Genomic DNA, 25711 nt, shown 5'->3' with positions numbered 1-25711 from the left:
AAGCCGCCGCCCCCTCGACCACCGTGGTCTCGCGGATGGGTCACGGCCACGCCGCTACGTGTCCCACCGCTCGACGAGGGGCGGGACGAAGCCCCCGTCATGAACATTGATGAGGTCATCCCCGCAAGCCCGTGGCCGAGTCATGGCGTGCTGTGGCCGGCCGGCTCCGTTGCCCGGCAGGCGATGTCGCGCCGCGACAGCCACTTCTTGCCCCATTCGTTGAGGCCGATGAGCAGGGGTTCCAACGACCGTGCCTCTTCCGTCAAGGAGTACTCGACCTTGGGCGGCACGACCGGGTAGACGGTGCGCGTCACCAGGCCGTCCTCTTCGAGTTCCCGAAGCTGCCTGGTCAGCGCCCGGGGGGCAACGCCCAGCATCACGCGTTGCAGCTCGTTGAACCGCATGGTGCCGTCGAGCAGGTGGAAGAGGATGACCCCCTTCCACTTGCCGCCGATGATGGTGACGGTCGCCTCCATCGCGCAACCGGGCAGGTCGTCGGAGAGTCGTGTTCTGGGCATGAGGTCCGCACATCCGATCCGTAGCACACCAGCACACAGGGACATTGTCCTACCAGGCCAGGGTGGGTGCGCTCCGTAGAATACGCCGTCCCCCTGGCCGGCCGGGTCAGGACGTGGTCGCGGTCAACGGCGCGGCAGGCAGCGGCGGCTGCGACCGCTGCCAAGCCGAGCCGTAGCGCGTGTACTGCTGGGGCGGGGTGATCGGAGTGCGAAGTTCGTCGGCGGCCGTACGAGCCCAGAACGGGTCCTTCAGCATCTCCCGGCCGATCAGGACGATGTCCGCACGGCCGTTCCGGAGAATCTCCTCCGCCTGCCGGCCACTCTCGATCAGGCCGACAGCGCCGGTCCTGATGCCGACCTCTCGCCGGATCAACTCGGCGGCCGGAACCTGGTAGTTGGGGAAGGTGGAGACCTTCACCGGAGCGATGCCGCCCGACGAGGCGTCGATCAGGTCCACCCCCTGCTCCTTCATCCAGCGGCCGAAAACGACGTAGTCCTCGGGGGTGTTCCCGCCCTCTGCGTAGTCGGTCGAGGAGATACGTACGAACAGGGGGCCCTCCCATTCCCCGCGCACAATATCGATGACTTCGCGCACGATCCGATAACGGTTCTCGTGGTTGCCGCCGTATTCGTCGGTGCGCTTGTTGGAATGCGGCGAGAGGAATTCATGCAGAAGATAGCCATGGGCCGCGTGTACCTCGATCACGTCGAACCCGGCCGTCTTCGCACGCACAGTGGCCTTGCGGAAGGCCTCGATGACGTCCTTGATCCCTTCGACCGTCAGCGCTTCGGGCACACGCGATTCGGGGGTGAACGGGATGGCCGAAGGCGCCACCGGCGTGACGGAGTCGATGCCGAGCTGTCGGCCGTCGTGGCCGATCTGCACCCCGGCCTTGGCGCCGAAGCGCTGGATCGTCCCGGCCAGCCGGGACAGTCCCTCGATGTGCTCGTCGCCCCAGATGCCCAGGTCGCCGGGGCCGATCGGACCGTTGGGCAGTACCGAGTTGGTCTCCAGCATCACCAGGCCCGCGCCACCCAGTGCTCGCGCACCGTAATGCACCAGGTGAAAGTCGGAAACGCGGCCCTGCTGGTCGGCCGAGTGCATGCACATCGGAGACATCGCGATGCGATTGCGGAATTCGGTGCCACGGATGGTGATCGGCTCGTAGAGCATCGCGGACAAGAGGGCTCCTGTTTCAGGTCGAACGGTTCGTACGACTTCGAGATTAGGAGGTACCTGCTCGGCGTGCCAGTACGCACATTTAATTCCAGTACTGACAGAAATGTAAGTGTGGAAGCCGGTGCACCTCAGGCCGGTCGGTCCGAAACAGGCGCTGACACTGTCGTCGGTGAGCGACTCGGCCACCGGTCCTTGGGCGATGACTCTGCCGGCGCGGCGGAGTGCGGCATGCGCTGTGCCGGACGGCAGCCGAGGGCTGCGCCGTGAAGCGAAGGCGGGCAACCTGGAAGAATGAATGATCTTTCTCTAGTGTGACCGTATGGTGATCGCTGTGCGTTGCACCCCGCGGATCAAGTCGCCTGTCACGGGGCTTCGCGGTTGCCCGTTCCCCATGGTGACGATCTTGTACGGCTTGGAGTTTGGACCTCATGGCTCATTTTGATCTCCCGCTGGAGCAGCTCCGCGACTACCGGCCTGAGGTGCCGGAACCCGCCGACTTCGACCAGTTCTGGAAGTCCACCCTCACGGAGGCCGCCACCCATGACCTCGACGTCCGGATCGCATCGTATGAAACCGCTCTGGTGACTGTGGACGCGTTCGATGTCGTCTTCGCAGGGTTCGGCGGCCACCCGATCAAGGCCTGGCTCGTCATGCCCAACGGGGTCGAGGGCCCGCTGCCGTGCGTGGTCGAGTACATCGGCTACACCGGCGGGCGCTCCTATCCGTGGGCGCACACCACCTTCCCGGCCGCGGGCTGGGCGCACTTCGTCATGGACACCCGCGGCCAGGGCTACGGCAACTGGAACCCGGGAGACACCGGCGACCCGTACGGGACGAACGGCCCCACCGCCAAGGGCTGGGTGACCCAGGGCCTGGAGGCCCCTGAGCATTACTACTACCGACGGGTCTTCACCGACGCCTACCGGGCGGTGGACGTCGTGAAAGGCATCGAGGGAATCGACCCCGATCGCATCGTCATCGCCGGCGGCAGCCAGGGCGGCGCGATGACCCAGGCCGTCGCAGGCCTGCGCGAGGACCTTGCGGGCGCCATGGTCGACGTGCCGTTCCTGTCGCACATCCGTCGAGCCGTGACCATCACCGACGCACCCGTGTACGGGGAGTTCGTCGAGTTCCTCGCGGGCCAGCGACTGCGCGAGGACCGGGTCTTTCAGACCCTCGACTACTTCGACGGAGTGCACTTCGCAGCTCGCGCCACGGTCCCCGCCCTCTACTCGGTGGGCCTGATGGACGCGGACTGCCCGCCCTCGACCGTGTTCGCGGCCTACAACCGCTGGCAGGGGGAGAAGCGGATCACCGTGTGGCCATGGAACGGCCACGAAGGCGGTGGCATCCACCAGCGCGGCGAACAGCTGAAGTTCCTGGCCGAACGCGGGTAGCGGGCGGGGCTCCACGTTCTGATGACGTTTCAGCGCTTGACGCGCGCCGATCGGCTCGGGTCCGCGGCCACTCTGTCCGGGGGACCCGGCCGCCCGGAATTTCCCCACCAGCCGTGCGCGGCCGTTCAGCGCCGGAGGGCTTCGGCGATGATCTGCACGAGGTGGCGGCTGTCGAGGCCGGCGAGGTCGCGTACTTGAGTACGGCACGAGAACCCGTCGGCGAGGATCCGGCTGTCAGGGTTTGCCGATGCCTTGGCCAGGATGCCGTCCTGGGCGATCTTCGCGGAGACGTCGTAGTGGCCCTTCTCCATGCCGAAGTTGCCGGCGAGACCGCAGCATCCCGCGGAGATCTCGACGTCGCAGCCCATGGATTCCAGGAGCGCCTTGTCGGTGTCGTAGCCCATGATCGCGTAGTGGTGGCAGTGGGGCTGGACGAGGAGTTTCTCGGCCGCTCGCGGTGGTGTCCAGCCGATGGAGGTGATGAACTCGGCGACGGTTTTGACCGAGCGGGCGAGTTCGCCGGCGCGGGGGTCCTCAGGGAGGAGCTCCACGAGGTCCGAGCGGAGGGTGGCGGTGCAGCTGGGCTCGATGCCCACGACGGTCCGGCCGTCCATGACGTGCGGGAACAGGAGGTCGAGCGTTCTGCGCAGCTTGGCCTTGGCGGCGGTGAGCTGGCCGGTGGAGACGAGGGTCAGGCCGCAGCAGGCGCCGGGGGCGGCGATCTCGACGTCGCAGCCGGCGGCGGTGAGAACCTCGACGGCGTCACGGGGGATGTCCGGGGCGAGGGCGTCGGAGAAGGAGTCGACCCAGAGCAGGACCTTGGGTCCGCCTGCCTGCCGGTCTGCCGGCCGGCCCACGGTCCGGCGCGGCTTGCTCGGGCGGCTCCAGCGGAACGGAGCCCGTGGCAGCCTCGGCAGCGAGCGGCGGTGGTCGGCTCCCATCAGTGTCGTCATCGCCCTGCGGAGCAGCGGGACGCGGCCCGCGAGGTTGACGAGGGGCGCGAACGGCGCGGCGAGCCTGAGCCACTGCGGTAGGCGGCCGAGCGTGTAGTGACTCAACGGGCGCAGGCGGCCCTGGTAGGTCTGGTGGAGGCTCTCGGACTTGAACGTGGCCATGTCGATGCCGGTGGGGCAGTCACTCGCGCACGCCTTGCAGCTCAGGCACAGGTCGAGGGCGTCGTGGACCTCGGGGGAGCCCCAACCGCGTGTGACGACACCGCCGTTGAGCATTTCCTGGAGGATGCGCGCCCGGCCGCGGGTGGAGTCCTTCTCGTTCCGGGTGGCGGTGTACGAAGGGCACATGAATCCGCCCTGTCCGCGGAGGTCGGCGCGGCATTTGCCCACGCCGACGCAGCGGTGGACGGCGTCGGTGATGTCTCCGGCGTCGTGCGCGAAGGCGAATCCGTCGGTGGCGCGGAGCGTGCGGGCCTGGGGGCGGCGGAGGTCGGCGTCCAGCGGCGCCGGGCGGACGACGACCCCGGGGTTCATGAGATCGTCAGGGTCCAGGAGGGCCTTGAAGGTCTCCATCGCGCGCAGGGCCCCGGGGCTGTACATGGCGGGCAGCAGCTCGGAGCGGGCGCGCCCGTCACCGTGTTCGCCGGAGAGGGAGCCGCCGTGCTCGGCGGCCAGAGCGGCGGCGCGTTCGAGGAATCCGCGCATGAGCGCGCCCCCGGCGTCGAGCGGGAAGTCGATGCGGACGTGGATGCAGCCGTCGCCGAAGTGGCCGTATGCCAGCCCGGACAGGTGCTCCTCGGCCATGAGCGCTTCGAGCCCCCGCAGGTAGTCCCCGAGCCTTTCCGGGGGGACGGCGGAGTCCTCCCAGCCGGGCCAGGCCTGCTTGCCGTCGGCGGTGCGTCCGGCGAGGCCGGCACCGTCGGCACGGATCTGCCAGAGCCTGGTCGCCTCCGGGCCCGCGGGCAGGACGACGGCGTCGGCGCAGGTGGAGGCGGCGATGAGCTTCCGTGCCGCCGCGACGGCCTCGTCCGAGTCGGTGCCGCCGACCTCCGCCATCAGCCATCCCCCGCCCGCGGGCAGGTCGGGGACACCGGCACTGCCGTGCGCCCGGCGGACGACGTCGACGAGTTGTGCGTCCAGGCCCTCCAGGGCGAGCGGGCGGAAGGGGAGCAGGTTGGGCACGTCGTCCGCGGCGGTGGCCATGTCGCCGTAGCCGAGGACGGCGAGGGCCGGTGCGGATGCCCGCGGCACGAGCCTGACGGTGGCTTCGAGGAGGATGCCACAGCTGCCTTCGGTGCCCGTCAGGGCGGCCGCGAGGTTGCGCCCGTTCTCCGGGAGCAGGTGCTCCAGGGAGTAGCCGGAGATCTGGCGTCCGAAGCGCCCGAACTCGGTGCGCAGCACGGCCAGGTTCGCCGAGACGAAGGCGTCGAGACCGGGTACCGCTGTGAGCGCGTCCTCCCCGGAGCCGACCGTGATGACGTCGCCGCGACCGGTCAGCCAGGTCATGGACACCACGTTGTCCGCCGTACGCCCGTAGGCGAGGCCGTGCGGGCCGCATGCGTTGTTGCCGATCATCCCGCCGATCGTGCAGCGGGTGGCGGTGGAGGGATCGGGACCGAAGCGCAGTCCGTACGGCAGGGCCGCGTCCTGGAGTGTGCTCAGGACCGCCCCGGGTTCGACCACGGCCGTGGAGGAATCCGGGTCCACCGACAGGACGCGGTTCAGGAAGCGGGAGAAGTCGATCACGAGGCCGGGGCCCACGGCGTTGCCGGCGCAGGAGGTGCCTCCGCCCCTGACGGTGACCGGAACCCGGTGGGCGCGGGCGATGCCGACCGCGGCGACCACGTCGTCCGTCGACCTGGGCGTGAGCACGGCCTGAGGGACGATCCGATAGTTCGAGGCGTCGGTCGAATACAGCGCCCTGGTCCGGGGCGACCCGTCGACGACGCCGCCGAGCCGACCGCGCAGCGCTTCGAGGAACGACGTGGCGGGGGTCGTTGGACCATCTGTCATGGCCGCGTCCATACTGTGCTGCTCCTGAGGGGCTGTCGGTGGTGTTGGGGTGACCTGGATCCGTTCACGGTGGAGCCGCGTCCGGGGAGCGTGCTCTGCGGACCGTGGTGAGCGATCGGCTTCTCGCGCCTCAGCCGCTTTCTCCGACGGCCGTCAGCGGAGGACAAGCTTCCGCGGGGTCTCGTCGGCGGCGTCCCGAAGCTGACGGGAGTCCAGTCCTTCGGCGGTGAGGGCGGCGATGAGCTGTTCGATTGCCGCAGGGGGCTCCGGGCTGTCGGGCTGCCCCGCGTCGGAGGCGAGGACCAGACGTGACCCTGCTGCCCGAGCGACGGCGGCCAGTCGGGCAGCCGTCATTCCGGGCTGGTGGAAGAGCTGGTAGGCGGTGATCTCGACATGCGCGCCCCGCTCGGCGAACTCGGCGATCTCCCGCACCTCCATACCGGGGACGGTGTAGGAGGGATGTGTGAGCAGGAACCTGTTGATGCCCCGGGCGAGGGCCTGGTCCAGCAGCCACCCGCACTCCTCGCGGCTGAGATGTCCCGTGCACAACACCGCGTCGTGCTCAGCGATCAGATCCAGGACGAAGGCGATGTCCTTGGTGGCCGGGTCGTCTGCCGACAGGACCGGCGGGACGGACAGGACGGAGCGGTCCAGACGATGGTCCAGGTCTCCCAGGCGGGGCAGCCCGGCACTTTCCTGAGTGTGGGCGTCCGCCGTGGGAAACCAGACGAGCCGGCCACCGGCGGAGAGAGCCGAGAGGACGGCCGCCGGGTTGATTCCGCCGACGGCACGGTTGAGGGTGATTCCTCCCACGACCTCCAGCCCGGACGACCGGCTGAGGGCGCTGGCCCGGCCCACGGTGGATTCGTGGTGGGCCTTCAGGACGAAGCCGCTGTAGCCAGCAGCGGCATAACCGGCGCCGATCTGGTCGTCGTACCCGATCCGTTCCAGCACGTCGGGGGCGGCATGAACATGAACGTCAAACATGACGCAGCTCCCTTGCCGGGCCAGGGCCCGTCGACAACGCTCCGCTGAGGAACTCGGTGCGGGCCTCCGCGAGCAGGGGGACCTCCGCGCGAAGGCGGCGCAGGGCTGTCAGGTCGAGCTCGGCGACGGCGGCGCCCGGCCCGTCCCCGAGGCGCGCGAGGACGCCGCCGTCCGGGCCCAGAACGCGTGAGCCGCCCCAGAACCGGGCCCCCTCGTCCGTACCGCAGCGGTTGACGAAGACGACGTAGCACTGCAGCAGTACAGCCGTGTGCTCCAGGATCACCTCCCACGTACGCCGGATCCTCGCCGGGTCGGTCCCTTCCATGCTGGCCACGGGAACCACCAGGACTTCGGCACCGCCCTGGGCCGCCAGCCACGGGATGACGGGGTGCCACATGTCGTTGCAGATGGCCGTGGCGATCCTGGCCGCGCGGATGTCGGCGGTCCGCAGTTCCGCACCGGCCTGGAACGACAGGTGCTCGTTCCACGGCGCATAGGAAACGGGCTGGAGCTTGCGCTGAAGGTGACGGGTCCCGGTCAGCGGATCGGACAGCAGGTAGGAGTTCCAGGGCAGCCCGGAGCCGCTCCTCTCGGCGAAGCCCACCCCGATACCCGCGGACACGAGGGCGGCGAGCCGGGGATCGTCCTCGGAGAAGAGTTCGTCGGTCCGCTGGTACGGGGTGAATCCGTAGCCGTTGGCCGAGAGCTCCGGGGTGAGGGCGAGGTCGACCGGTCCGAGCCCGTTGTGCAGTTCGGCGATCCGGGTGAGGTTCTCCTCCACGGCACCGAAGACGGGGGCGGTCTGGAGGAGTCCCACACGCAGGGTGCGGGGCTCCTCCGGGCTCGCTGTCACTTCAGCTTGTTGGCGCTGAGCCACTGGCTCGCGACCTCCTCGGGCCTCTTGCCGTCCACGTCGATCTGCGCGTTCAGCTTCTGCAGTTCGGCGGTGGTCAGCAGCTTGCTCACCGGATCCATCACCGTCTCGATCTTCGGGTACTTCTTCAGGACGGCCCCCCGGACGTTCAGGGACAGGTTGTAGGGCGGGAAGAACTTCTTGTCGTCCTTCAGGACGGTCAGGCCGAGGGCGGAGATCCGTCCGTCCGTGGCGAACACCTCGCCGAAGTGGCACGGGTTGCCCTTGGCGACGGCGTTGTAGATCGGGCCTTCGGCCAGCTCCGCCACATCGCTCTTCGGGAGGCTGAAGCCGTACGCCTTCTGCAGCCCGGGCCAGCCGTCGTCGCGGCCGAAGAACTCCGAGGCACCGCAGAAGCCGGCGCTTCCCGCATCCCGCTTGGCGAGCGCGGCGTACTCGGAGAGCGTGGAGACACCCAGCTTCTTCGCCGTCTGTGTCTTCACCGCGACGGCGTAGGTGTTGTTCGCCGCCGCAGGCGGAAGCCACACCACATCGTTCTTGGCCTTGTCCAGGGTGCTGACCTTTTCGTACACGGCCTGCGGGTCGGTCTCGGTCCCCGACTGCTGGAGGGCCAGCCAGCCGGTGCCCGTGTACTCCCAGTACATGTCCACGGAGCCGCTGGTCAGCGCGGCACGGACGGCGTTGGTCCCGCTCATGCCGCAGGTGCGCTCGACCTTCGCGCCCTGCGACTCGAGCCGCTCGGCGGTGATCTCGCACAGCAGCAACTGCTCGGTGAAGTTCTTGGAGGCGACGTTGACGGTGGCGCCCTTGAGGGGGCCGCTCTTGGCGGTGCCGCTGCCCTGCTCGGCGCCGCTGCTGCCGAGGGCACATCCACTGGTGAGCGCGAGGCTGAGCAGACCGGCCGCGGCCAACATGGTTCTGCGCATGCTGAAGCCTTTCGTAGTGCTTGACGGTGCGTGAGATAGCGGAGGGGAGCGGTCTCAGATGCCGCGTGGGCGGAGGACCCGCTCGGCCAGGCCGGCCAGCCAGTCGACGGTCAGGGCCAGGGCCATGGTGAGGGCGCTGCCGACGACGAGCACCGGCGTTCTGTCGAGGGAGATGCCGGAGGAGATGATGGTGCCGAGGCCCCCGGCGTTGGTGAACGCGGCGAGGGTTGCCACGCCGACGTTCAGGATCAGGGCCACTCGGATGCCGGCCAGCATCACCGGTACTGCCAGGGGCAGTTCGATGGTGAGGAGCACCTCTCGGGGGCTCATCCCGATCCCGCGCCCGGCGTCGATCAGCGCGGGGTCGACCTGGCGGATACCGACCATGGTGTTGCGCAGAACCGGGAGGAGCGCGTACAGCACCAGTGCCACGACGGCCATCCAGAAGCCGACGCCGAAGACCATGGCCAGGATCACCAGTACCCCGATGGAGGGGACCGCCTGGCTGGCGTTGGCCACCGCGAGCACGATCACGCCCACCCTGCTGATGCCGGGCCTGGTCAACAGCACGCCGAGGGGGACACCGATGGCGATGGTCAGCAGCGTCGAGACGACGACGAGCTGGACGTGCTCCCAGAGCGCGGTCAGGACGACGTCGGAGGCCAGGCTGCGGGTCTCGATGGAGTCCAGGTCGAGGGAGCCGACGTAGACCCAGAGGGCTCCCAGCAGGACGAGGACGACCAGGGGCAGGACCCATGTCCTGGACCTACGTGCTCCGGATCGCGTGCTGACCGCCTGCACGGCCGCGGTGCTCATGAGAGGACCTTCGCAGGCTGTGCGGCGGCGGTGAGCAGAGTCTGGAGGCCGAGGTAGCGGCTGCCCTCTCCAGGGACACTGACCGTGATGCCCTCCGCTCTGGACGCCAGGGCCAGTTCGAGCGCCCGGTGGACGCTTTCGCCGGCGTCGACCGGAACGGCGTTCGTACCGCTGGGGAGGTCGGTCGGAACGGCGGCGATGACATCCGCGACTTTCAGGAGTGCCAGCCGCCGGACCGGGGCGCCCGATCCGACGAAGTCGCGGACGAACCCGTCGGCGGGGTTGCTGAGGATCTCCAGGGGAGTGTCGAACTGGGCCAGACGGGAACCGGGGCCGAAGATGGCGATCCGGTCGCCCAGCCGCAGCGCCTCGTCTATGTCGTGGGTGACCATCACGATCGTCTTGCGGATCCGTTCCTGGAGCCGCAGGAACTCCGTCTGGAGCTTCTCCCGCGCGATGGGGTCCACGGCGCCGAACGGCTCGTCCATCAGCATCACCGGCGGATCGGCGGCGAGGGCGCGTGCCACACCGACCCGCTGCTGCTGGCCGCCGGAGAGCTGCCTGGGGTATCTGCCGGCGTAGACGTCCGGATCGAGCCCGACCATCTCCAGCAGCTCCGCCGCCCGCCGACGGCGCTCCGGCTTCTTCCGTCCGAGCATCTTGGGCACGAGGGCGATGTTGTCCGCGATCGTCAGGTGGGGCAGCAGGCCGATCTGCTGGATGACGTAGCCGATGCCCCGCCGGAGGTCGTCCACGTCGGCGTGGGTGACGTCCTTGCCGTCGATGAAGATGCGCCCGTGGGTCGGCTCGACGAGGCGGTTGATCATCCGCAGCGTGGTGGTCTTCCCGCAGCCGGACGGGCCGACTAGGACGACGAACTCGCCCCGCTTGATCTCGATCGAGAGCTCGGAGACGGCCGCGGTGTCCTGGCCCGGGTACTGTTTGGAGACCTCGTGCAGCAAGATCATGGCGTCGGGACTCGGGGTGGGCTTGTCAGACATTCAGTCCTCGCAGGGCGGTGATCTTGGCAATCGCGATGAACAGCAGGTCGAGGACCAGAGCGACGAGCACCACTCCGACCACTCCTGAAAGGGCTTCCTCCAGCGCGTTCGCTCCTCCGATGCGCTCCAGGCCACGGAAGATCAGCTGCCCCAGACCGGGGCCGCGTACGACGGCTCCGATGGCCGCTGTCGAGACCAGCATGATCGTCGCCGTGCGGATCCCGTTGAGGATCACCGGCCAGGCCAGCGGCAGAACGACGGAGCGCAACCGCTGCCCAGGGCCCATACCGAGGCCGCGCGCCGCTTCGACGACGGCCGGGTCCACTTCCTCGATGCCGGTGACCGTGTTGCGCAGGATCGGGAAGACTCCGTAGACGGTCAGGGCGGTGATCGTCGGGGTGACACCGAGGCCCAGGACGGGGATCATCAGGGCGAACAGAGCGAACGACGGGATGGTCAGCAGGGACCCCGTGAGCGACAGCAGGACGCGACGCAGGCCGGGGGCGGACTGGGTGAGCAGGGCGAGCCCGATCCCGACGACCGAGGAGAACGCGACGCTGACCAGGACGAGCTCGATGTGCTGCTCGGCCAGGAACAGCAGGTAGTCGGCGTTTTCCGCCATGTAGGAGAGGAGGTTCATGGGGTGGCCGAACCTCCGCGCGTACGGCTCACGACCGCATGGAGGACCGGCTGCTGCGCGCCGGTGGGGCCGGACCCGAGCAGGGGACGGGCTGGATGTCGCATGGCGTTCTCCGGTTCTCCGGGGCTCGAACAGGTGGTTGTCGGTAGAGGGCGGCCGTCAGAGTTCGCTCGGACCGGTGCCGGCGCGCACGTCGGAGCAGAGTGATGCCTGGAGGGCCTTCACCGCCGACAGCAGGTGGCCGCCGAAAGCCTGGATATGCGGCTCGATCCTGAACGCGGGACCGGAGATGTTCACGGCGGCCTTGATCCGGCCGGTGAAGTCCCGGACCGGCGCCCCGATGCCCAGGAGCTCCGGGTCGAAGACGCGGTTCGCGATCGTGTATCCCCGCCGGCGGGACTCCTGTACCTGGGCGAGGAACGCACGTGCCTCACGGTCCGGAACTCCGTTCTCGCCGCGCCGGACCAGGTCGAGGATGTGATCGTCCTCGTAGTCCATCAGCAGAGCCATACCGCTGGAACTGCGATTCACCGGGATCGTGCGGCCCACCCAGTTCACGGCTTCGATCGACCGCCGGGAACCTTCGGACATAACGGTGAGCACCTCACCGTCGCTGAGAACGCTCAGATAGGTGCGTTCCCGGACGGTCTCGGTCAGCCTGAGCAGCAAAGGAGCCGCGAGTTTGGTCAGCCGCTGGTCGCCCGCCCGCACGGCCAGGGCGAAGAGCCGCCAGCTCAGCTCGTACCGCCCCGAGTCACGTCTGGAGACCATGCCTGTCTCGAGCAGACTCTTGAGCTGCCGGGACACGACGGACTTCTCGCGATCCAGGACCTTGGCGACGTCGGCCACACTCAGCCCGTCCGGGAACACGGCCGGATCCGCCGACGCGAGCGCGTCCAGGATCGCCATCACGCGCGAAGCCCCGCTCCGCGCTGCAGGAGTCTGTTTCTGCTCAGGAGCCATACCGAAGTCCTTGGTAGCGGTATGAATAGCTAGATGAGAGACGACGGTGCCCGCAACACGGCGTTGCATTTTCTGCACCGCTCGCCTTCAGGCCGTCTCTGGCGTCGGGGAGGGACCAGCCGGTCACCCCCGCCGGCAGCCGGGCCCACCGTCAGGCCGAGATGCTCCGGGCGGGCGCGGCCGAGACACTGAACGCCTCGTCGAAGAAGTCCTTCAGCCGGTCGCACAGCAGCAGGAACTCCGGGTGGTCAACGTACATGAAGTCGTTGTGCCGCCCCTGGATCGTGTAGAGAGCCTTGGGCGAGTCCGCGGACGCGTACAGGGACAGGGCCTCGGCATAGGGGTGCAGCGAGTTCTGCTCACCGTGACCGATGAACAGAGGTGTCGGCGCGAGGTCCGCCACCACCTTCTCCACCTTCAGGTCCAGGATGGACTCGGTGAACTGCAGCCGGGTCGGGTGCCCGAACCCGTAGACCTGCGACAGCTCCTTCTCGACATAGTCGCCGGTCGCCGGGTCGAGCGGGTAGTGGGCGAAGGTGTCCGCAAGCTTGGACTCGCCCCGCAGGACTCGGTTGACCCGGTCTTCCGCCACCTCGTCGACGATCTTCAGGAACTCGTCGTAGGTGTGGATGGACTTGAGCCAGCGCTCCCCGTCGTAGAACCCGTTCAGTGCGGCGACGCCGGCCACATCGCCGCTCTTCTCGGCCGCGAGGACGACGTTCGCGGCACCCATGCCCCAGCCGATGAGGCCGACACGGCGGGGATCGACGTCATCCCGTGAGCGGATGAACGTCACCGCGTTGCGTACGTCCTGGACCTGCTCCTCGATCAGGACCCGGCCCTTCTCTCCCTCGCTGTCCGCCATGCCGCGGTAGTCGAAGCCCAGGCAGACGAACCCGCGCTCGGTCATCCGCTGGGCGAACATCTTCGGGTAGAACTCGTTGAACCCCTGGTATCCGGAATTGACCACAAGCGCCGGGTGCGGCCCGCCTTCCGGCAGATCGTCGGGGTAGTAGACGGTGGCCTTGAGGCGGCTGCCCTCGCTGTAGAACGTGGTTTCCTTCTCGATCACGATGATTCCTTGTGTTGGTCGGACCGGGCCAGGGCGAGGGCTCCGCCCGCTCGGGGCGGGGCCTTCTCCTGTTGCTGTCGGCGGGGACTCCTGCGCAGTTGTCGAGCGTGTGCTGCAGGTCCTGGGCGGTCACTCTCAAGCCACGATGCGATGAGCGCAACAAGGGCATGCATATTTTGCAACGCCTGGGTGTCCGACTGGTGTCGCGCGTCACGCCGGTGCGTCGCCACCGGTCGTCGGCACGTCGGAGGGCAGGATCATCAGGGCTCGCCGCCAGGCGAGGTGGGCCTGCCGGCGTGGTGTCAGGCCAGGACCTCCCGCAGCCAGGACCGTTCCGCGCGGCTGGTGGTGCGGGCGATGGTGAGCATGCCGCGGCGGTAGGGGTCGTCGGTGTCCTCGGCGCCCAGTGGGCGGTCGCCGTCGTGGAAGAAGCTCGCGGGCTGTTCCAGGAAGTGCAGCCGCCGGCGCAGTACCGCGTGCTGGTCAGCGGTGTCGGGAAGCTGGGAGAGGAAGGCCAGGACCGTGAAGTACCGGGTGCTGTCGCTGATGTCCAGGCCGTGGGCATCCCGGAGCCGTCGCAGCAGATCGCTGCGGCCGGCGACGGTCAGGCTCAGGGTGTGCCGCTGGGCAGCCGAGACGCCCGGTTCGGTCCGTCGCTCCAGCAGTCCGGCGTTGACCAGCCGGTTGATCGCAGGGTAGAGGCTGCCGTCACTGACCGGCCGGGCGTGGCCGGACAAGTGCGCTATGCGATGGCGCAGTTGATAGCCGTGCAGTGGTCCCTCGGCCAGGAATCCCAGGATCGCGAGTTCGAGCATGCTGCTACTCTCGCACATCGAAACGAGGTACCTCGAATCGATGTAGGAGGCGGGGATGACGTACACCGAGGAATGGGTGACCGCGCGGGCACGGGACGCCTATGAGCACGGCCAGGCCTCGTTCGATGTACGACCCGAGCGGACGGCACTGCTGGTCATCGACATGCAGGATGAATTCGTCCGGCCTGGATGGAGCCCCTACTGGGTGCCCGCGGCGACCCGGATGGCGCCCCGGCTGCGGCAGTTGGTCGAGGCATGTCGGGCCGCCTCCGTCGCGGTGATCTGGACCATTTTCGACGACACGCATCTCGGACTGGACCGCCCGCACGCCTTGCGGTTCCTCCCGCACGCCGACACCGACTGGCGCCGACCCGGCCCCGCCGAGGTCTGGGCCCCGATGGGCCACGGACCGGACGAGGCCCTGATCCGCAAGCCCTCCTACGGCGCGTTCTACGACACCCCGCTCGACACGATGCTGCGGAACCTCGCCCGCGACACGGTCATCGTCACGGGAACGCTCACCAACTACTGCTGCGGCACCACCGCCCGGCAGGCATATGAACGCGGCTACAAGGTCGTCGTCGGCTCCGACGTCACGGCCACCGACGACGAATCCCGGCAGGAACCGGAACTAGCCGTCCTGCGCAAAGGATTCGCACTCGTGCTGACCGCCGAAGAGATCACGAACCGACTGACCACAGCCACACACGCGCCAGACGACGGGGACCGGGCAGACGTCGCCTGACGCGCCACCCGTCCGCGTCAGGGACCGAGGGCGGCAGGATGCACGTCGTCTCCGACAGGCTCGTCCAGCGGCGACGCCATCCGTTCCGGTCGCATGGATGTCGCGTAGATGTCGCGGGCGCCGAGTGTGGTGGCGATCAGCGGGACGGTCAGGGTCTGCGGGTCGGCGATCGTGATCGTCATGCCGGTGGAGGTGTGCTCTCGGAGACGTGGGGCCGGGAGGTGGCCGTCGGCAGGAGGTCCAGCAGCGCGCCCACGCCGTCGACCGTGAGATGCGGGCGCTGTTCGGGCGGCAGTGTGCCGGAGCGGTCCGCGGTGTGGATGCCGGTGGCCACCGCGATGCCGAGGGCGCCGGCGCGTCGGGCCATCGCCATCTCCAGCTCCGGGTCGTCCCCGACGACGGCGAGGCGCCGCGGCTCGACGCCCAGCCGCCGCACGGCGCAGTGCAGGCCGGTCAGCGAGGGTTTGCCCACGACCTGTTCGGCGACGCCCGTGACGCTGCTGATCATGGCGCAGATGACCCGGGAGGTGCCCAGGGCCCGGCCGTCGGCGCTCGCGAAGAACACCGACTGCGAGCTGCTGTACAGGGTGGCGCCGCCGAGGACGGCGTGGCAGGCCGCCTCCAGGTCGGCCATGGTGAACTCGGGGTACCAGCCCGCCAGTACGGCGTCGGCCTCCGGTTTCCCCTTCGGCGCTACGACTTCGATGCCGGCCCGCCGGAGCGGCTCCTGCAGACCTTCGCCGCCGAGCACCAGCGCGCTGCGGTGGCCCATGGCCAGGAAGTGGTCGACGGCGCTGGTGGCGGGGGTGAGCATGGCGTCGTCGGGCAGGTCGAAGCCGATGCGGCGCAGCGCCTCGGCATAGACCTCGGGCGTACGGGTGGTGCCGTTGGTGAAGGTGACCCAGGGCAGGCCGCGGGCGGTGAGGGCGGCGGTGAGTTCCAGGGCTCCGGGCAGAGGTGTGAGCCCGTGGTTGTGCCGGTCGCCCAGGACGAGCGTGCCGTCCATGTCGAAGACGACACCGCGGACGGCCCGCAGACGGTCGGTCAAGTCGGCGGCCGGATCAGCGGTTTCGGCGGTCACGGTGCAGCTCCAGTCGGAAGTCGGGCCGGTCCAGGATCAGTTCGGGTGTCGCCGGGCGTGTCCGCAGACCGTGGAGCAGGTCGAGGACCGGTCTGACGTCGGGGTTGTAGTGCCGCCGGGCCGGGCCGGCCGCCACCATGGCGTCCACCTGCTCGGCTGGCATGGTGGCCCGCAGGAGCAGTTCCTCGTCGCTGATGCCGCGAGGCAAGCGCCGGCGCAGTTCGGCGACGGTCGGCGGAGGTGCCTCCTGGGCCAGTTCCCTGGCTCGTGGCCTGCCCAGGATGCGGTCGGCGACCTCCGGGTCGACGGGGGCGGTGGGGCGGCCGAAGCTGCCGAGCACGTACCGGATGACCTGGTCGGAGACGTTCTCGTAGCGTTCGGTGCCGATGACGTTGTAGAGGGCCTGGGTGCACACCATCTGCGGGAAGGGGGTGACCATGATGGGGTGGCCGAGTTCGGCGCGCACCCGGGTCACCTCCTCGATGACCGCGTCGAAGCGGTCGCTGAAGCCCAGTTCGTCGAGCTGGCGGCGCAGGGTGGTCATCACACCGCCGGCCACCTGGTGGCGCATGAACGCGGCGTCGTAGTCCCGGGGGCCGCCGACGGGCAGCCCTTCGGCCGCCGCCATGCGGTGGAAGTAGTCCGCGACCACGCCCAGCAGCCGGTCGTCGACGTTCACGGAGTGTCCGAGCTCGCGCAGATTGGCCACGACCTGCTGGGCGTTGGGCAGTGACGTGCCGCCCGCCAGAGCCCCGCAGGCCACCTGGAGCGCATCCACACCCAGTTCGGCGGCCTTGAGGTAGGTCAGGCCGGGCAGGCCGATCGTGCAGTGGGAGTGCAACTCCAGCGGCTTTCCGCGGAGGTTGCCCAGAACGGCCGGGATCAGCGTCGCGGCGCGTTCCGGGGTGAGCAGTCCGCCCGGGTCCTTGACGTAGACGCGGTCGATGTCCGGGCAGGCGGCCAGCTCCGTGGCGAGCGCACCGTAGTGCCCGTCGTCGTGGACGTCGCTGACGGTGAAGGTCAGGGCCCCGACGATCTCCGTGGCGCCGGCCGCACGGATCATGCGGGCGGACGCGCGAACGGCGTCCATGTCGTGCATGGGGTCGAGGACGACGTACCGGGTGACGCCGTTCACCACCAGCCGGTCGTAGACCAGTTGCATGAACTCGGGATGCGCGGCCTCCCACGAGATGAAGCGCAGCCCGGTGCCGATGAACTGCAACGGAGTGTTCGGCATGGCGCGACGCGTCAGCCGTATGCGCTCCCACGGGTCCTCGCGGTGGGTGCGCACCGCCATGCCCATATGGGTGCTGGAGGTGTAGTCGAGGGCGCGGAAGCCGACCCGGTCCAGCACCGGCGCGATCTGCAGGATCTTGCCGGTGTCGAGTCCGGTGGCACTCCACAGGCTCTGGTTGCCGTCGCGCAGCGACACGTCGACGAGCTGGATCTCAGCCACGGCTGCCTCCTGCCGGATGGTCCCGCAGGAAGCGGGTGAACCAGGCGGTGTCCACCCCGCCCCCGGCGAACTCGGCCTCCGCCAGCACTTCTTGGTGCAGCCGGATGTTGGTGCTGACCCCGCCGACCGCGCACCGGGCGAGGGCACCGCGCAGCCGGGCCAGCGCGTCCGCGCGGTCGCGGCCATGGACGATCAGCTTCGCGAGCAGCGAGTCGTAGTACGGCGGCACGCTCGCGCCCGCCTGGAGGTGTGTGTCGATCCGGATGCCGTCACCGAGTGGCCAGACCGCCTCGGTGACGGTGCCCGGGCTCGGCCGGAAGTCGCGTGCCCAGTCCTCGGCGTTGATCCGGCACTCGACGGCGTGTCCGGTGAAGGACACGTCCGCCTGTCCGAAGGAGAGCGATCGCCCTTCGGCTACGGCGAGTTGCTCGGCGACCAGATCCAACCCGGTGACGGCCTCGGTCACCGGGTGCTCGACCTGGATACGGGCGTTCATCTCCAGGAAGTAGAAGGTGCCCCGGTCCACGTCGACGAGGAACTCGACCGTGCCCAGGCCCCGGTACTCCAGGTGTTTGCCGAGGGCCACGGCGGCGCGGTGCATCTCCTCACGCAGCGCCGGGTCGAGCGCCGGCGCGGGTGCCTCCTCGATCAGCTTCTGGTAGCGACGCTGTACGGAACAGTCGCGGGTGCCGAGGTGGACGACGTTCTCGCCGTCCGCGAGGAGTTGCACCTCCACATGACGTCCGGTGGCGACGAAACGTTCGAGGTAGACGCGAGGGTCGCCGAAGGCGGCGCCCGCCTCGGCCACAGCCAGATCGACGGTGGCGGCGAGGTCCGCCGGATCGTGCACCTGCTTCATGCCCCGGCCCCCGCCCCCGCCCACCGCCTTGATCAGCAGCGGGAAGCCGATGTCCGCGGCGAGCCGCTCCGCGTCGGCGATGTCCTCCAGAGCCCCGCCGGGCACCACCGGCAGCCCGGCCGCGACGGCATGCCGACGGGCCTCCAACTTGTCGCCCACCGCCGCGAGTTGCTCCACGGTGGGCCCGATGAACACGATGCCGGCCTCGGCGCACGCCCGGGCCAGCCGCTGGTTCTCGGAGAGGAAGCCGTACCCGGGGTGGACGGCGTCGGCACCGGCCTTCTCGGCCGCGGCGAGCACCGCGTCCACGTCCAGGTAGCTGGCCGAGGACGGGGGAGGGCCGAGGCGCACCACCCGGTCGGCCAGCCTCGCCGGTACCGAATCGAGATCGGCGTCGGACGCCGCGAGGACCGCCTCGATACCGAGCCGTTGACACGTCCGCAGGATGCGCAGGGCGATCTCACCCCGATTGGCGATCAGAACACGTCGGAGTATCACGACGCCGCCTCGCCGGCTCGCGTGTCGACGAACATCAGCACGGCGTCCTGCTCGGCGAACTCGCCGTCCCGCAGGCAGATCTCCGCCACCCTGCCGGACGCCCCCGCGTAGACGGAGTTCATCAGCTTCATCGTCTCGACGATGCCGACCACCGTGGTCTCGGTGACCTGGTCCCCGATCTCCACGAAGGGGGCCGCTCCGGGCTTCGGCGACCGGTAGAACGCTCCGGGCAGGGGTGTACGTACCTCGGTCAGACCCTCGCGAGCGGGCGCCGCATGCGGCTTCGAAGCGGCGGTCCGAACCGCCTGCGTTTCCCGGCCGTCGACGAGCACCGGATCGGCGGTCGTACGCGTCGACTGCGTCCAGGCGCCGTCGTCGGCGCGGCGCAGCGACAGCTCGAACCGGCCGGTGCGCAGCCGGAGGCTGTCGACCTCCATGCCGTCGATGATCCGCAGGATGTCCTGGACGTCCTCGCCGGTCAGGTTCACTTCGTGCCCCCGCCGGAGCCGGAGCCCGCGCCGCCGAGCAGCGACAGCACATGGTCGAACGCCCTGGCCTTGGGCACGGCCGCGGGGGCCTGCTCGCGGCTCGCCCAGACCGTCTCGGGGCGGCTCTGGAGCAGGAAGATGTCGTGGCCGGGGACGAGGTTGCGGGAGATCGCCCACTCGATGTCCTGCGGGGCCCCGTAGTGGGACTCGACCTGCCGGCCGAGTCGTACGAGTGCGTGGATCTCCTCGTCGGACAGACAGGGCTCGCCGCGGAGGTATTCGGGTACGTCCTCCTCCAGCACCCCGGAGCCGCTGGGGTCCATCCGGTGCTGGCGCAGCTTCGCCGAGACCGTGCGGGAGCAGATGTCCCCGGTGACCTTGCCGATGACGTACTTGTCGGGTGTGACGTCGCCGCTGACCAGCGCGGATCCCAGGCCCCAGGAGCCTTCCAGGGCGACGACCGAGCGGTCCCCGGTGAGCGGGCTGCGGGTGAACATGACGCCGGCGCAGCGCGGGTCGATCATGCGCTGGACGACGACGGCCATGGCGAGGTCGTGCTCCGGCAGGCCGAGCCGTCGCCGGTAGCTGACCGACTCGACGCTGTAGAGGCTGGCCCAGCAGCGGCGGACGTGCTCGACGAGGGCGTCCTCGCCGCGCACCCACAGATAGGTGTCCTGCAGACCGGCGAAGCTGGCGTCCTCCGCGTCCTCGCCGGTGGCACTGGACCGTACGGCGACAGGTGCGGGTTCGCCCGGGGTGTCGGACTCGCTGTCCAGGTCCCGGTAGTGGCCGCGGATCGCCTCCGCCACCTCCTCGGGCAGTGCGGCCGCCTCGATGCGCTCCCTGACGGGTGTGACCGCGCGGGTTATCGCCTCGGTGTCCTGGGCGTCCAGTGCCTCGACGGCGGTGCGTATCCCACCGCCCGGGTCGAGGGCGGTGAGGAAGGCCTCGAAGGCCGCGGTGGTCACGACATAGCCGGGCGGTACGGGCGCGCCCGCGAAGGTGAGTTCGCCGAGGCTGGCGCCCTTGCCGCCGACCGTGGGCCGGTCCGTCAGCCGTAGTTCGTCGAACCGGCGCACATGGGGTGAGGTGGTCATGGTCGTACTCCGCACGCTCAGTCGAGGATGGTGACGATGCCGCGGTCGCCGTCCACGCGCAGCCGCAGGCCGGTGGTGATCCGCTTGGTGGCGTGGCCGGTGCCGACGACGGCGGGCAGTCCGTACTCGCGGGCCACGATCGCCGCGTGCGACATGGTGCCGCCGATGTCCGAGACGGCCGCCGCGATCTTCCCGAAGACAGGACCCCAGCTGGGCGCGGTCACCGGACAGACCAGCACCTCGCCCTCCCGTACCTGTCCGATGTCGTTCGCGCTCAGCAGCACCCGGGCCGTGCCCTCGACCACGCCCGGCGAGGCGGCGAAGCCGCGCACCTCGTGATCCCCGTCCGTGACCGGGGCGGACCAGGCCTGGATGGTCTCGGCGGTGATGCCCCACAGCATGCGGACCGCCGGGTCGTTCAGCGCGTCGGGGACCGGTCCCAGCGCGGGCGGCGGGGACCAGCCCGCGAGCGTGTCCAGCATCCGCCTGCGCTCCGCGACGGTCTCACGCACGTGGGCCGAGCCCACCGGCCCGCTGCCGGCTGCCCAGGCGAGCATCACGTCGGTCAGGGCCTGACCGACCTCGGTGTGGTTCAGCTGGAAGACGTCCTCGGCGTCGGCCAGGACACCCCGGTCGTACAGCAGCTCGCCGAACTCGCGGACCTTGGCGAAGAACTTCGTGGTGAAGTGGTGCTCGCAGTAGAAGTTGTGGTCCTCGACGAAGGGGAACACCAGGCGGGCCAGGCCCAGCATCTGGTCGAAGGCGGCCCGCTCCTCCTCGCCGGCCAGCAGGGAGCGGTACTCCTGGGCGATGCGCTCGCGCTCGACCGTGAGCTGCTCGGTGGGGCGGTCGAGCAGTTCGCCTCGCCTGGCCTGGTCCACATAGCCGGGCAGCGCCGCGAACGGGACCGTGAGGTCGTCGTTCCAGCTGCGGTGGTGGTGGTAGAAACCGGCGCCGGTCGACATGTTGAACCACGGCTCGCGGGCATCGTCCAGGGCGGTCAGCCAGCTCCGGCCGCCGTCGCCGCGGACGGCGAGTGCGGCCAGCACCTTGTCCGGGTCGCACCCCTCCACGAACAGGTCGTCGACGCCGTACTCGACCGCCAGTTTCGCCAGCTTCTTCAGCTCATCGTCCGGGCGGTAGAGGATGACGTCGATCCCCGCGACCATGCGGGCCACGTCCTGGTCGGGGATCTCCGGGAACGACGCCTTGCAGAACTCGAAGAACACCACGTAGGCGCCGTAGCCCAGCATCAGGAACTCCGAGTGGTGGTGCCACATTTTGGAGTACAGGTCGATGAGCCGGTGGTAGTTCTCGCGGACGTAGTGGTTCTGGGCCACGCCCTTGGCCTGGAACACGACGTCAGGGTCCTCGAACTCCGGCAGCCGGGGTACCTCGATCCGCTGGACCTCGTCGATCAGCGCGGTGATACGGGCGACCCAGCCCTGGTAGAGCTCGTCCCAGTTCTCGTAGTAGTGGCCCGCCCGCTCGCTGAACACCGCGAGCCTGCGCTGGATCTCCTCGGGGTCGGTGACCGGGTTGGCGGTGATGTACACCCGGCCGTTGACGATGCGGTGCTCGATGCCGAGCGTGGTGGGGAAGGCGAACATGCGCGCGGTGTTGGCGCCGAGCGCGGTGTAGGGCGTCTCGGCAGTGACGGCGTCGAACGCGGGCATCGGCTCGGGGAAGTGCATCGCGTTGTAGAACCAGAACCGCTGGTCGTCCTCGGGCTGGAACCGGGTGTAGTACGGGTACATCGACGCCCAGTCTTCGGCGCCCGCCACCTCGGTCAGCTCCGAGGGCAGTGGGAAGCGGGGGGCGGGTCTGGCATCGTTCACGGTGCTCTCCAGGGTGTGCGGCTCAGGCGGTAGGGAGCGGGGATGCGAGGGGCGGTGCGGCTCAGACGGCGGCGGTGGCCAAGGAGTAGTCACGCTGGGTACGGGCGTACCGGGCGAGGGCGTCGAGCGCGCGCGGGTCGGCCACCGCGCTGCGGTCGGCCGCCTGCTCGACGGGGGTGCCGAGCAGGATCCGGCGCGCCGGCACCTCCAGCTTCTTGCCGGTCAGGGTGGTCGGGACGGCCGGGACCTGGATGATCCGATCCGGCACGTGGCGGGGGCTGTACTCCCGGCGGAGCCGGTCCCGGATCGTCCGCTCAAGGCCCGCGTCGAGGGTGACGCCTTCGTCCAGGGCCACGAACAGGGGCATGAAGAAGTTCTCGTCCGGCAGGTCGAGGCTGACCACCAGGGCTCCGGTGACCTGGTCCAGGGCTTCGACGACCCGGTAGATCTCCGCAGTGCCGATACGCACGCCCTGCCGGTTGAGCGTGGCGTCGGAGCGGCCCAGCACGAAGCAGCCGCCGCGGGCGTTGACCTTGAAGAAGTCGCCGTGCCGCCAGACGCCCGGGAAGTCCTCGAAGTAGGTGCGCCGGTACCGCTCGTCCCCGTCCGGGCCCCAGAACGTCACCGGCATGGACGGCATCGGCTCCGTGATCACCAACTCACCGACCTGGTCCACGACACTTCGACCGCTCTCGTCGAAGGCGTGGGCGGCAACGCCCAGCGACCGTGCCTGCATCTCGCCGGCGTGCACGGGCAGGGTGGGCACCCCACCGACGAAGCCGGTACAGCAGTCGGTGCCGCCGCTGCCGGTGGCGATCCACAGGTCCGTCCTGACGTTGGCGTAGAACCAGGCGGTGCACTGGGGCGACACCGGCGAGCCGGCGGGCATGACCGTGCGCAGGGCGGACAGGTCGTACCGTTCGCCGGGCACGATGCCCGCCTTGGCCATGAGGTCCACATAGGCCGGGCTGGCGCCGAAGAAGGTGGCGCGGGCGTCCTGCGCGATCCGCCACAGCACGTCCGGCTCCGGGTGCGCGGGGCTGCCGTCGTAGAGCACCGGGCAGGCCCCGACCAGCAGGGAGCTGATCAGGAAGTTCCACATCATCCAGCCGGTGGTGGTGAAGAACTGCGGCCGGTCACCGGCGCGCAGGTCCATGTGGAAGGTCTGCAGTTTCAGCTGCTCCAGCAGGATGCCGCCGTGCCCGTGCACGATCGCCTTGGGCAGCCCCGTGGTGCCCGAGGAGAACAGCACCCACAGGGGATGGTCGAAGGGGACATGCGCGAAGGCGAAGTCCTCTGCCGGTACCGGCGGGTGGTCGAGGATCTCGTCCCACAGCGACTCGCCCTGCGAGGCCGGAGGGATGTCCCCGTCGGCCGGGCACGGAAGGCGGATCACGTGCTCCAGCCCCGGCAGGGCTGCCGCGATGGCACGCGTTTCCTGCCGACGGTCGAAGAACCTCCCCCCGTAGCGGTAGCCGTCGACGCAGAACAGGACCTTGGGCCGCAGCTGGCCGAAGCGGTCGACGACGCCTCGCGAGCCGAAGTCGGGGGAGGCGCTCGCCCACACCGCGCCGATGGCCGTCGTCGCGAGCATCGCGATCGCGGCTTGCGGCACGTTCGGCAGATACCCGCAGACCCGGTCGCCGGGACGCACGCCGAGCACGCGCAACCGCGTCGCCAGCACGCGTACCTGGCCCGCGAAGTCCTCCCACGGCATCGCGGCCGGAGCGGCGCCCTCGGAGCAGAACACCAAGGCGTCGGCCCCGGGGCGCTCGTGGCGCAGGACGTGCTCGGCGTAGTTCAGCCGGGCCCCGGGAAACCATCGGGCACCGGGCATGTCCCGGCTGTCGAGCACCGCGGAGTGCGCTGCCGTGGAGCGGATGCCGAAGTAGTCCCACAGGGTGCCCCAGAAACCCTCCAGGTCGGTGACGGACCAGCGCCACAGGGCGTCGTAGTCGTGGAACCGCATCCCCCGTTCCCGGGACAGCCAGTCCGCGAACCGCGTCACGTTCGCCTCGGCGACCCGTCGCCGGCCGGGCGTCCACAGCAGCTCGCCTTCGGCCACCACGCCGGAACCGCCGGTTTCCCCGGGCTTTGGACCAGTGGCAGGGGAGCCCCCTGCTGCCTCGACGGCCATGTCGCCTCCTCGCGTCGCTGAGGGAACGGTCCCCGACGTGCCGTGACACGGGCAACAGTTGTCTGCGAGCTTTTCATGTGGTGAAATCCACACCCCGTCTCCGCAGGTGAGGGTGGTCTCATGCGGCAGTACCAGGTGAAGACGATCAACTCTCTGGAACGCGGCCTGCGGGTGCTGAGGGCCCTGGAGGAGATGCGCGCGGCAAGCCTGCACGACCTGCACCAGGTCACCGGCATTCCCAAAGCGACCCTGATCCGCATTCTCCACACCTGCCATCAACAGGGCCTGGTCTGGCAGCGGCTCGCCGACGGGGCCTTCGTCGCGAGCTTCAGACCGCAGAGGGCGCCCTACAACGACGCCGAGTGGCTCGGCGAGCTGGCCTCCACCGTCCTGGAAGACCTCTGCGAGCGCGTCATGTGGCCCTCCGTGCTGACCGTTCCGCGGCTGGACTACATGGAGACGATCGACACCAACAGCCCCAAGGCGTATTTCGACGAGGTGGTCCCCGTCGCCCCGATCGGATTCCGTTCACACATGCTGCTCGGCGCCTCGGGCAGGGCCTACCTCGTCTTCTGCCCCGACCGGGAACGGGAAGCGGTGCTGCGCCGCCTCCGCGAAAACGACGCACCCGGCAACGCATACGCCCACGACCCGAGGTGGCTGCAGCGTCTGCTGTCGACCACGAGGTCACGCGGATACAGCGTGCGCGCACCGGAGTACGACGTCGACGGCCGCAACTCGATCGCCGTGCCGATCCGCCTGCACGGGGAAGTGCTGGGATGCGTCAACATCACCTGGCGCAAGACGGTCATGTCCGCTCAGGAAGTGGTGCGCCGGCACCTGGACGACCTGCAGAAAGCGGCGCACAGCATCGCGGAGCGGGTTTCGGCAGCCGCCCCGCAACGACTTGGGAACAGCGGCATGGACGACTGAGGGCGAACTCCGCTCGGTGAAGGCCGCGACCACCCGACCTCGGTCGCCGCGGTCCCCGAGAACCTGCGCATCCCAATTGCCCGTGGCTACTTCGTCACGGTCAGCCATCCGCAGGCGCCCCGCTCACCACGGGTGATCCGGTGCTCCCCAGCGGTGGTCAGGTCTCCTGAGTGGGGAACACCTCGTCGACGGCTCTGCGCAGGGTTTCGCGGACGGCTTTGGCGTCGTCGAGTTCGGCGGCCTGGAACGCGCCGTCGTGGAGGAGGACGAGGACGCGTGCGGCGTGGTCGGGGTCGGGGTGGCCGATGGCGGCGGAGAGGTCGCGGAGTACGCCGAAGAGCCAGGTGCGCTGGTCGTCGATGACGGCGCGTACGGGGTGGGCGGGGTCGGGGTATTCGGCGGCGGCGTTGAGGAACTGGCAGCC

23 protein-coding genes and 1 pseudogene are annotated in these 25711 nt (G+C 69.5%); 3 read left to right on the top strand and 21 right to left on the bottom strand.

Annotation, left to right across the window (positions count from 1 at the left end; all coding sequences use genetic code 11):
* Positions 1–140: 140 nt before the first annotated feature.
* Entirely contained in the window at positions 141–518 is a 378-nt protein-coding gene (locus AB0D85_RS46975; protein ID WP_362335933.1) for a helix-turn-helix domain-containing protein, read from the bottom strand.
* Between the two features lie 106 nt (positions 519–624).
* Positions 625–1692 (bottom strand): NADPH dehydrogenase NamA, encoded by a 1068-nt coding sequence (namA, locus tag AB0D85_RS46970; protein WP_362336104.1) that lies wholly within the window; start codon positions 1690–1692, stop codon positions 625–627.
* A 434-nt stretch (positions 1693–2126) separates the two neighbouring features.
* Here namA and AB0D85_RS46965 point away from each other — a divergent pair, with 434 nt between their 5' ends.
* Positions 2127–3095 (top strand): acetylxylan esterase, encoded by a 969-nt coding sequence (locus tag AB0D85_RS46965; protein WP_362335930.1) that lies wholly within the window; start codon positions 2127–2129, stop codon positions 3093–3095.
* Between the two features lie 125 nt (positions 3096–3220).
* Here the strand turns inward: AB0D85_RS46965 and AB0D85_RS46960 are convergent, their stop codons facing one another.
* The 10 genes from AB0D85_RS46960 to AB0D85_RS46915 all read right to left on the bottom strand — a co-directional run bounded on the left by AB0D85_RS46960 (position 3221) and on the right by AB0D85_RS46915 (position 14155).
* Positions 3221–6061: an FAD-binding and (Fe-S)-binding domain-containing protein gene (locus AB0D85_RS46960; protein WP_362335927.1), complete on the bottom strand. Its 2841-nt coding sequence runs from the start codon at positions 6059–6061 to the stop codon at positions 3221–3223.
* Between the two features lie 153 nt (positions 6062–6214).
* Complete coding sequence (locus AB0D85_RS46955) at positions 6215–7048, bottom strand: DUF6282 family protein (RefSeq protein WP_362335924.1); 834 nt, start codon at positions 7046–7048, stop codon at positions 6215–6217.
* Entirely contained in the window at positions 7041–7901 is an 861-nt protein-coding gene (locus tag AB0D85_RS46950) for a nitrilase-related carbon-nitrogen hydrolase (RefSeq protein ID WP_362335921.1), read from the bottom strand. Before AB0D85_RS46950 ends, AB0D85_RS46955 begins: the two co-directional genes overlap by 8 nt.
* On the bottom strand, positions 7898–8848 hold the full coding sequence (locus AB0D85_RS46945; RefSeq protein WP_362335917.1) for a glycine betaine ABC transporter substrate-binding protein: 951 nt from the start codon (positions 8846–8848) through the stop codon (positions 7898–7900). Before AB0D85_RS46945 ends, AB0D85_RS46950 begins: the two co-directional genes overlap by 4 nt.
* Positions 8849–8902: 54 nt before the next feature.
* Positions 8903–9664, bottom strand: coding sequence for an ABC transporter permease (locus AB0D85_RS46940; protein ID WP_362335914.1), 762 nt, complete (start codon positions 9662–9664; stop codon positions 8903–8905).
* A complete protein-coding gene (locus AB0D85_RS46935; RefSeq protein WP_362335911.1) occupies positions 9661–10665 on the bottom strand; it encodes an ATP-binding cassette domain-containing protein in 1005 nt (334 codons plus the stop codon). The genes AB0D85_RS46940 and AB0D85_RS46935 overlap by 4 nt, the downstream gene beginning before the upstream one ends.
* Complete coding sequence (locus AB0D85_RS46930; protein ID WP_362335908.1) at positions 10658–11305, bottom strand: ABC transporter permease; 648 nt, start codon at positions 11303–11305, stop codon at positions 10658–10660. Before AB0D85_RS46930 ends, AB0D85_RS46935 begins: the two co-directional genes overlap by 8 nt.
* 159 nt (positions 11306–11464) lie before the next feature.
* A complete protein-coding gene (locus tag AB0D85_RS46925; RefSeq protein WP_362335906.1) occupies positions 11465–12214 on the bottom strand; it encodes an IclR family transcriptional regulator C-terminal domain-containing protein in 750 nt (249 codons plus the stop codon).
* 205 nt (positions 12215–12419) lie between these two features.
* Positions 12420–13340 (bottom strand): alpha/beta fold hydrolase, encoded by a 921-nt coding sequence (locus AB0D85_RS46920; protein WP_362335904.1) that lies wholly within the window; start codon positions 13338–13340, stop codon positions 12420–12422.
* A 302-nt stretch (positions 13341–13642) separates the two neighbouring features.
* A complete protein-coding gene (locus tag AB0D85_RS46915) occupies positions 13643–14155 on the bottom strand; it encodes a PadR family transcriptional regulator (RefSeq protein WP_362335901.1) in 513 nt (170 codons plus the stop codon).
* A gap of 55 nt (positions 14156–14210) precedes the next feature.
* Between AB0D85_RS46915 and AB0D85_RS46910 the strand changes: the two genes are divergently transcribed.
* On the top strand, positions 14211–14900 hold the full coding sequence (locus AB0D85_RS46910; protein ID WP_362335898.1) for an isochorismatase family cysteine hydrolase: 690 nt from the start codon (positions 14211–14213) through the stop codon (positions 14898–14900).
* 17 nt (positions 14901–14917) lie between these two features.
* On the opposite strand, the gene AB0D85_RS46905 is transcribed toward AB0D85_RS46910, so the two are convergent.
* The 8 genes from AB0D85_RS46905 to AB0D85_RS46870 all read right to left on the bottom strand — a co-directional run bounded on the left by AB0D85_RS46905 (position 14918) and on the right by AB0D85_RS46870 (position 24285).
* Entirely contained in the window at positions 14918–15082 is a 165-nt protein-coding gene (locus tag AB0D85_RS46905) for a hypothetical protein (RefSeq protein ID WP_362335895.1), read from the bottom strand.
* Complete coding sequence (locus tag AB0D85_RS46900; RefSeq protein ID WP_362335892.1) at positions 15079–15981, bottom strand: HAD family hydrolase; 903 nt, start codon at positions 15979–15981, stop codon at positions 15079–15081. The genes AB0D85_RS46905 and AB0D85_RS46900 overlap by 4 nt, the downstream gene beginning before the upstream one ends.
* A complete protein-coding gene (locus tag AB0D85_RS46895) occupies positions 15962–17437 on the bottom strand; it encodes a biotin carboxyl carrier protein (RefSeq protein ID WP_362335889.1) in 1476 nt (491 codons plus the stop codon). Before AB0D85_RS46895 ends, AB0D85_RS46900 begins: the two co-directional genes overlap by 20 nt.
* Positions 17430–18794, bottom strand: coding sequence for a biotin carboxylase N-terminal domain-containing protein (locus tag AB0D85_RS46890; RefSeq protein WP_362335886.1), 1365 nt, complete (start codon positions 18792–18794; stop codon positions 17430–17432). The genes AB0D85_RS46895 and AB0D85_RS46890 overlap by 8 nt, the downstream gene beginning before the upstream one ends.
* Positions 18791–19282 carry a biotin/lipoyl-containing protein gene (locus AB0D85_RS46885; RefSeq protein ID WP_362335883.1) on the bottom strand — a complete coding sequence of 164 codons (492 nt, stop codon included), beginning with the start codon at positions 19280–19282 and terminating at the stop codon, positions 18791–18793. The genes AB0D85_RS46890 and AB0D85_RS46885 overlap by 4 nt, the downstream gene beginning before the upstream one ends.
* A complete protein-coding gene (locus AB0D85_RS46880) occupies positions 19279–20379 on the bottom strand; it encodes a PEP/pyruvate-binding domain-containing protein (protein WP_362335880.1) in 1101 nt (366 codons plus the stop codon). Before AB0D85_RS46880 ends, AB0D85_RS46885 begins: the two co-directional genes overlap by 4 nt.
* A gap of 17 nt (positions 20380–20396) precedes the next feature.
* On the bottom strand, positions 20397–22217 hold the full coding sequence (locus tag AB0D85_RS46875) for a PEP-utilizing enzyme (protein ID WP_362335877.1): 1821 nt from the start codon (positions 22215–22217) through the stop codon (positions 20397–20399).
* A 61-nt stretch (positions 22218–22278) separates the two neighbouring features.
* Entirely contained in the window at positions 22279–24285 is a 2007-nt protein-coding gene (locus AB0D85_RS46870) for an acetoacetate--CoA ligase (protein ID WP_362335873.1), read from the bottom strand.
* A 189-nt stretch (positions 24286–24474) separates the two neighbouring features.
* Here AB0D85_RS46870 and AB0D85_RS46865 point away from each other — a divergent pair, with 189 nt between their 5' ends.
* Positions 24475–25287: an IclR family transcriptional regulator C-terminal domain-containing protein gene (locus AB0D85_RS46865; RefSeq protein WP_362335870.1), complete on the top strand. Its 813-nt coding sequence runs from the start codon at positions 24475–24477 to the stop codon at positions 25285–25287.
* Positions 25288–25444: 157 nt separating this feature from the next.
* Here AB0D85_RS46865 and AB0D85_RS46860 read toward each other — a convergent pair.
* Positions 25445–25711 (bottom strand): annotated as a pseudogene (locus AB0D85_RS46860) (TetR family transcriptional regulator); the annotation flags it as partial.

The sequence above is a fragment of the Streptomyces sp. NPDC048277 genome (genome assembly GCF_040652235.1).
In the GTDB taxonomy this organism is placed as follows: Bacteria; Actinomycetota; Actinomycetes; order Streptomycetales; family Streptomycetaceae; genus Streptomyces.
The sequence above is the reverse complement of the archived record's forward strand: the minus strand, read 5'-3'. Positions and strand labels throughout refer to the sequence as shown.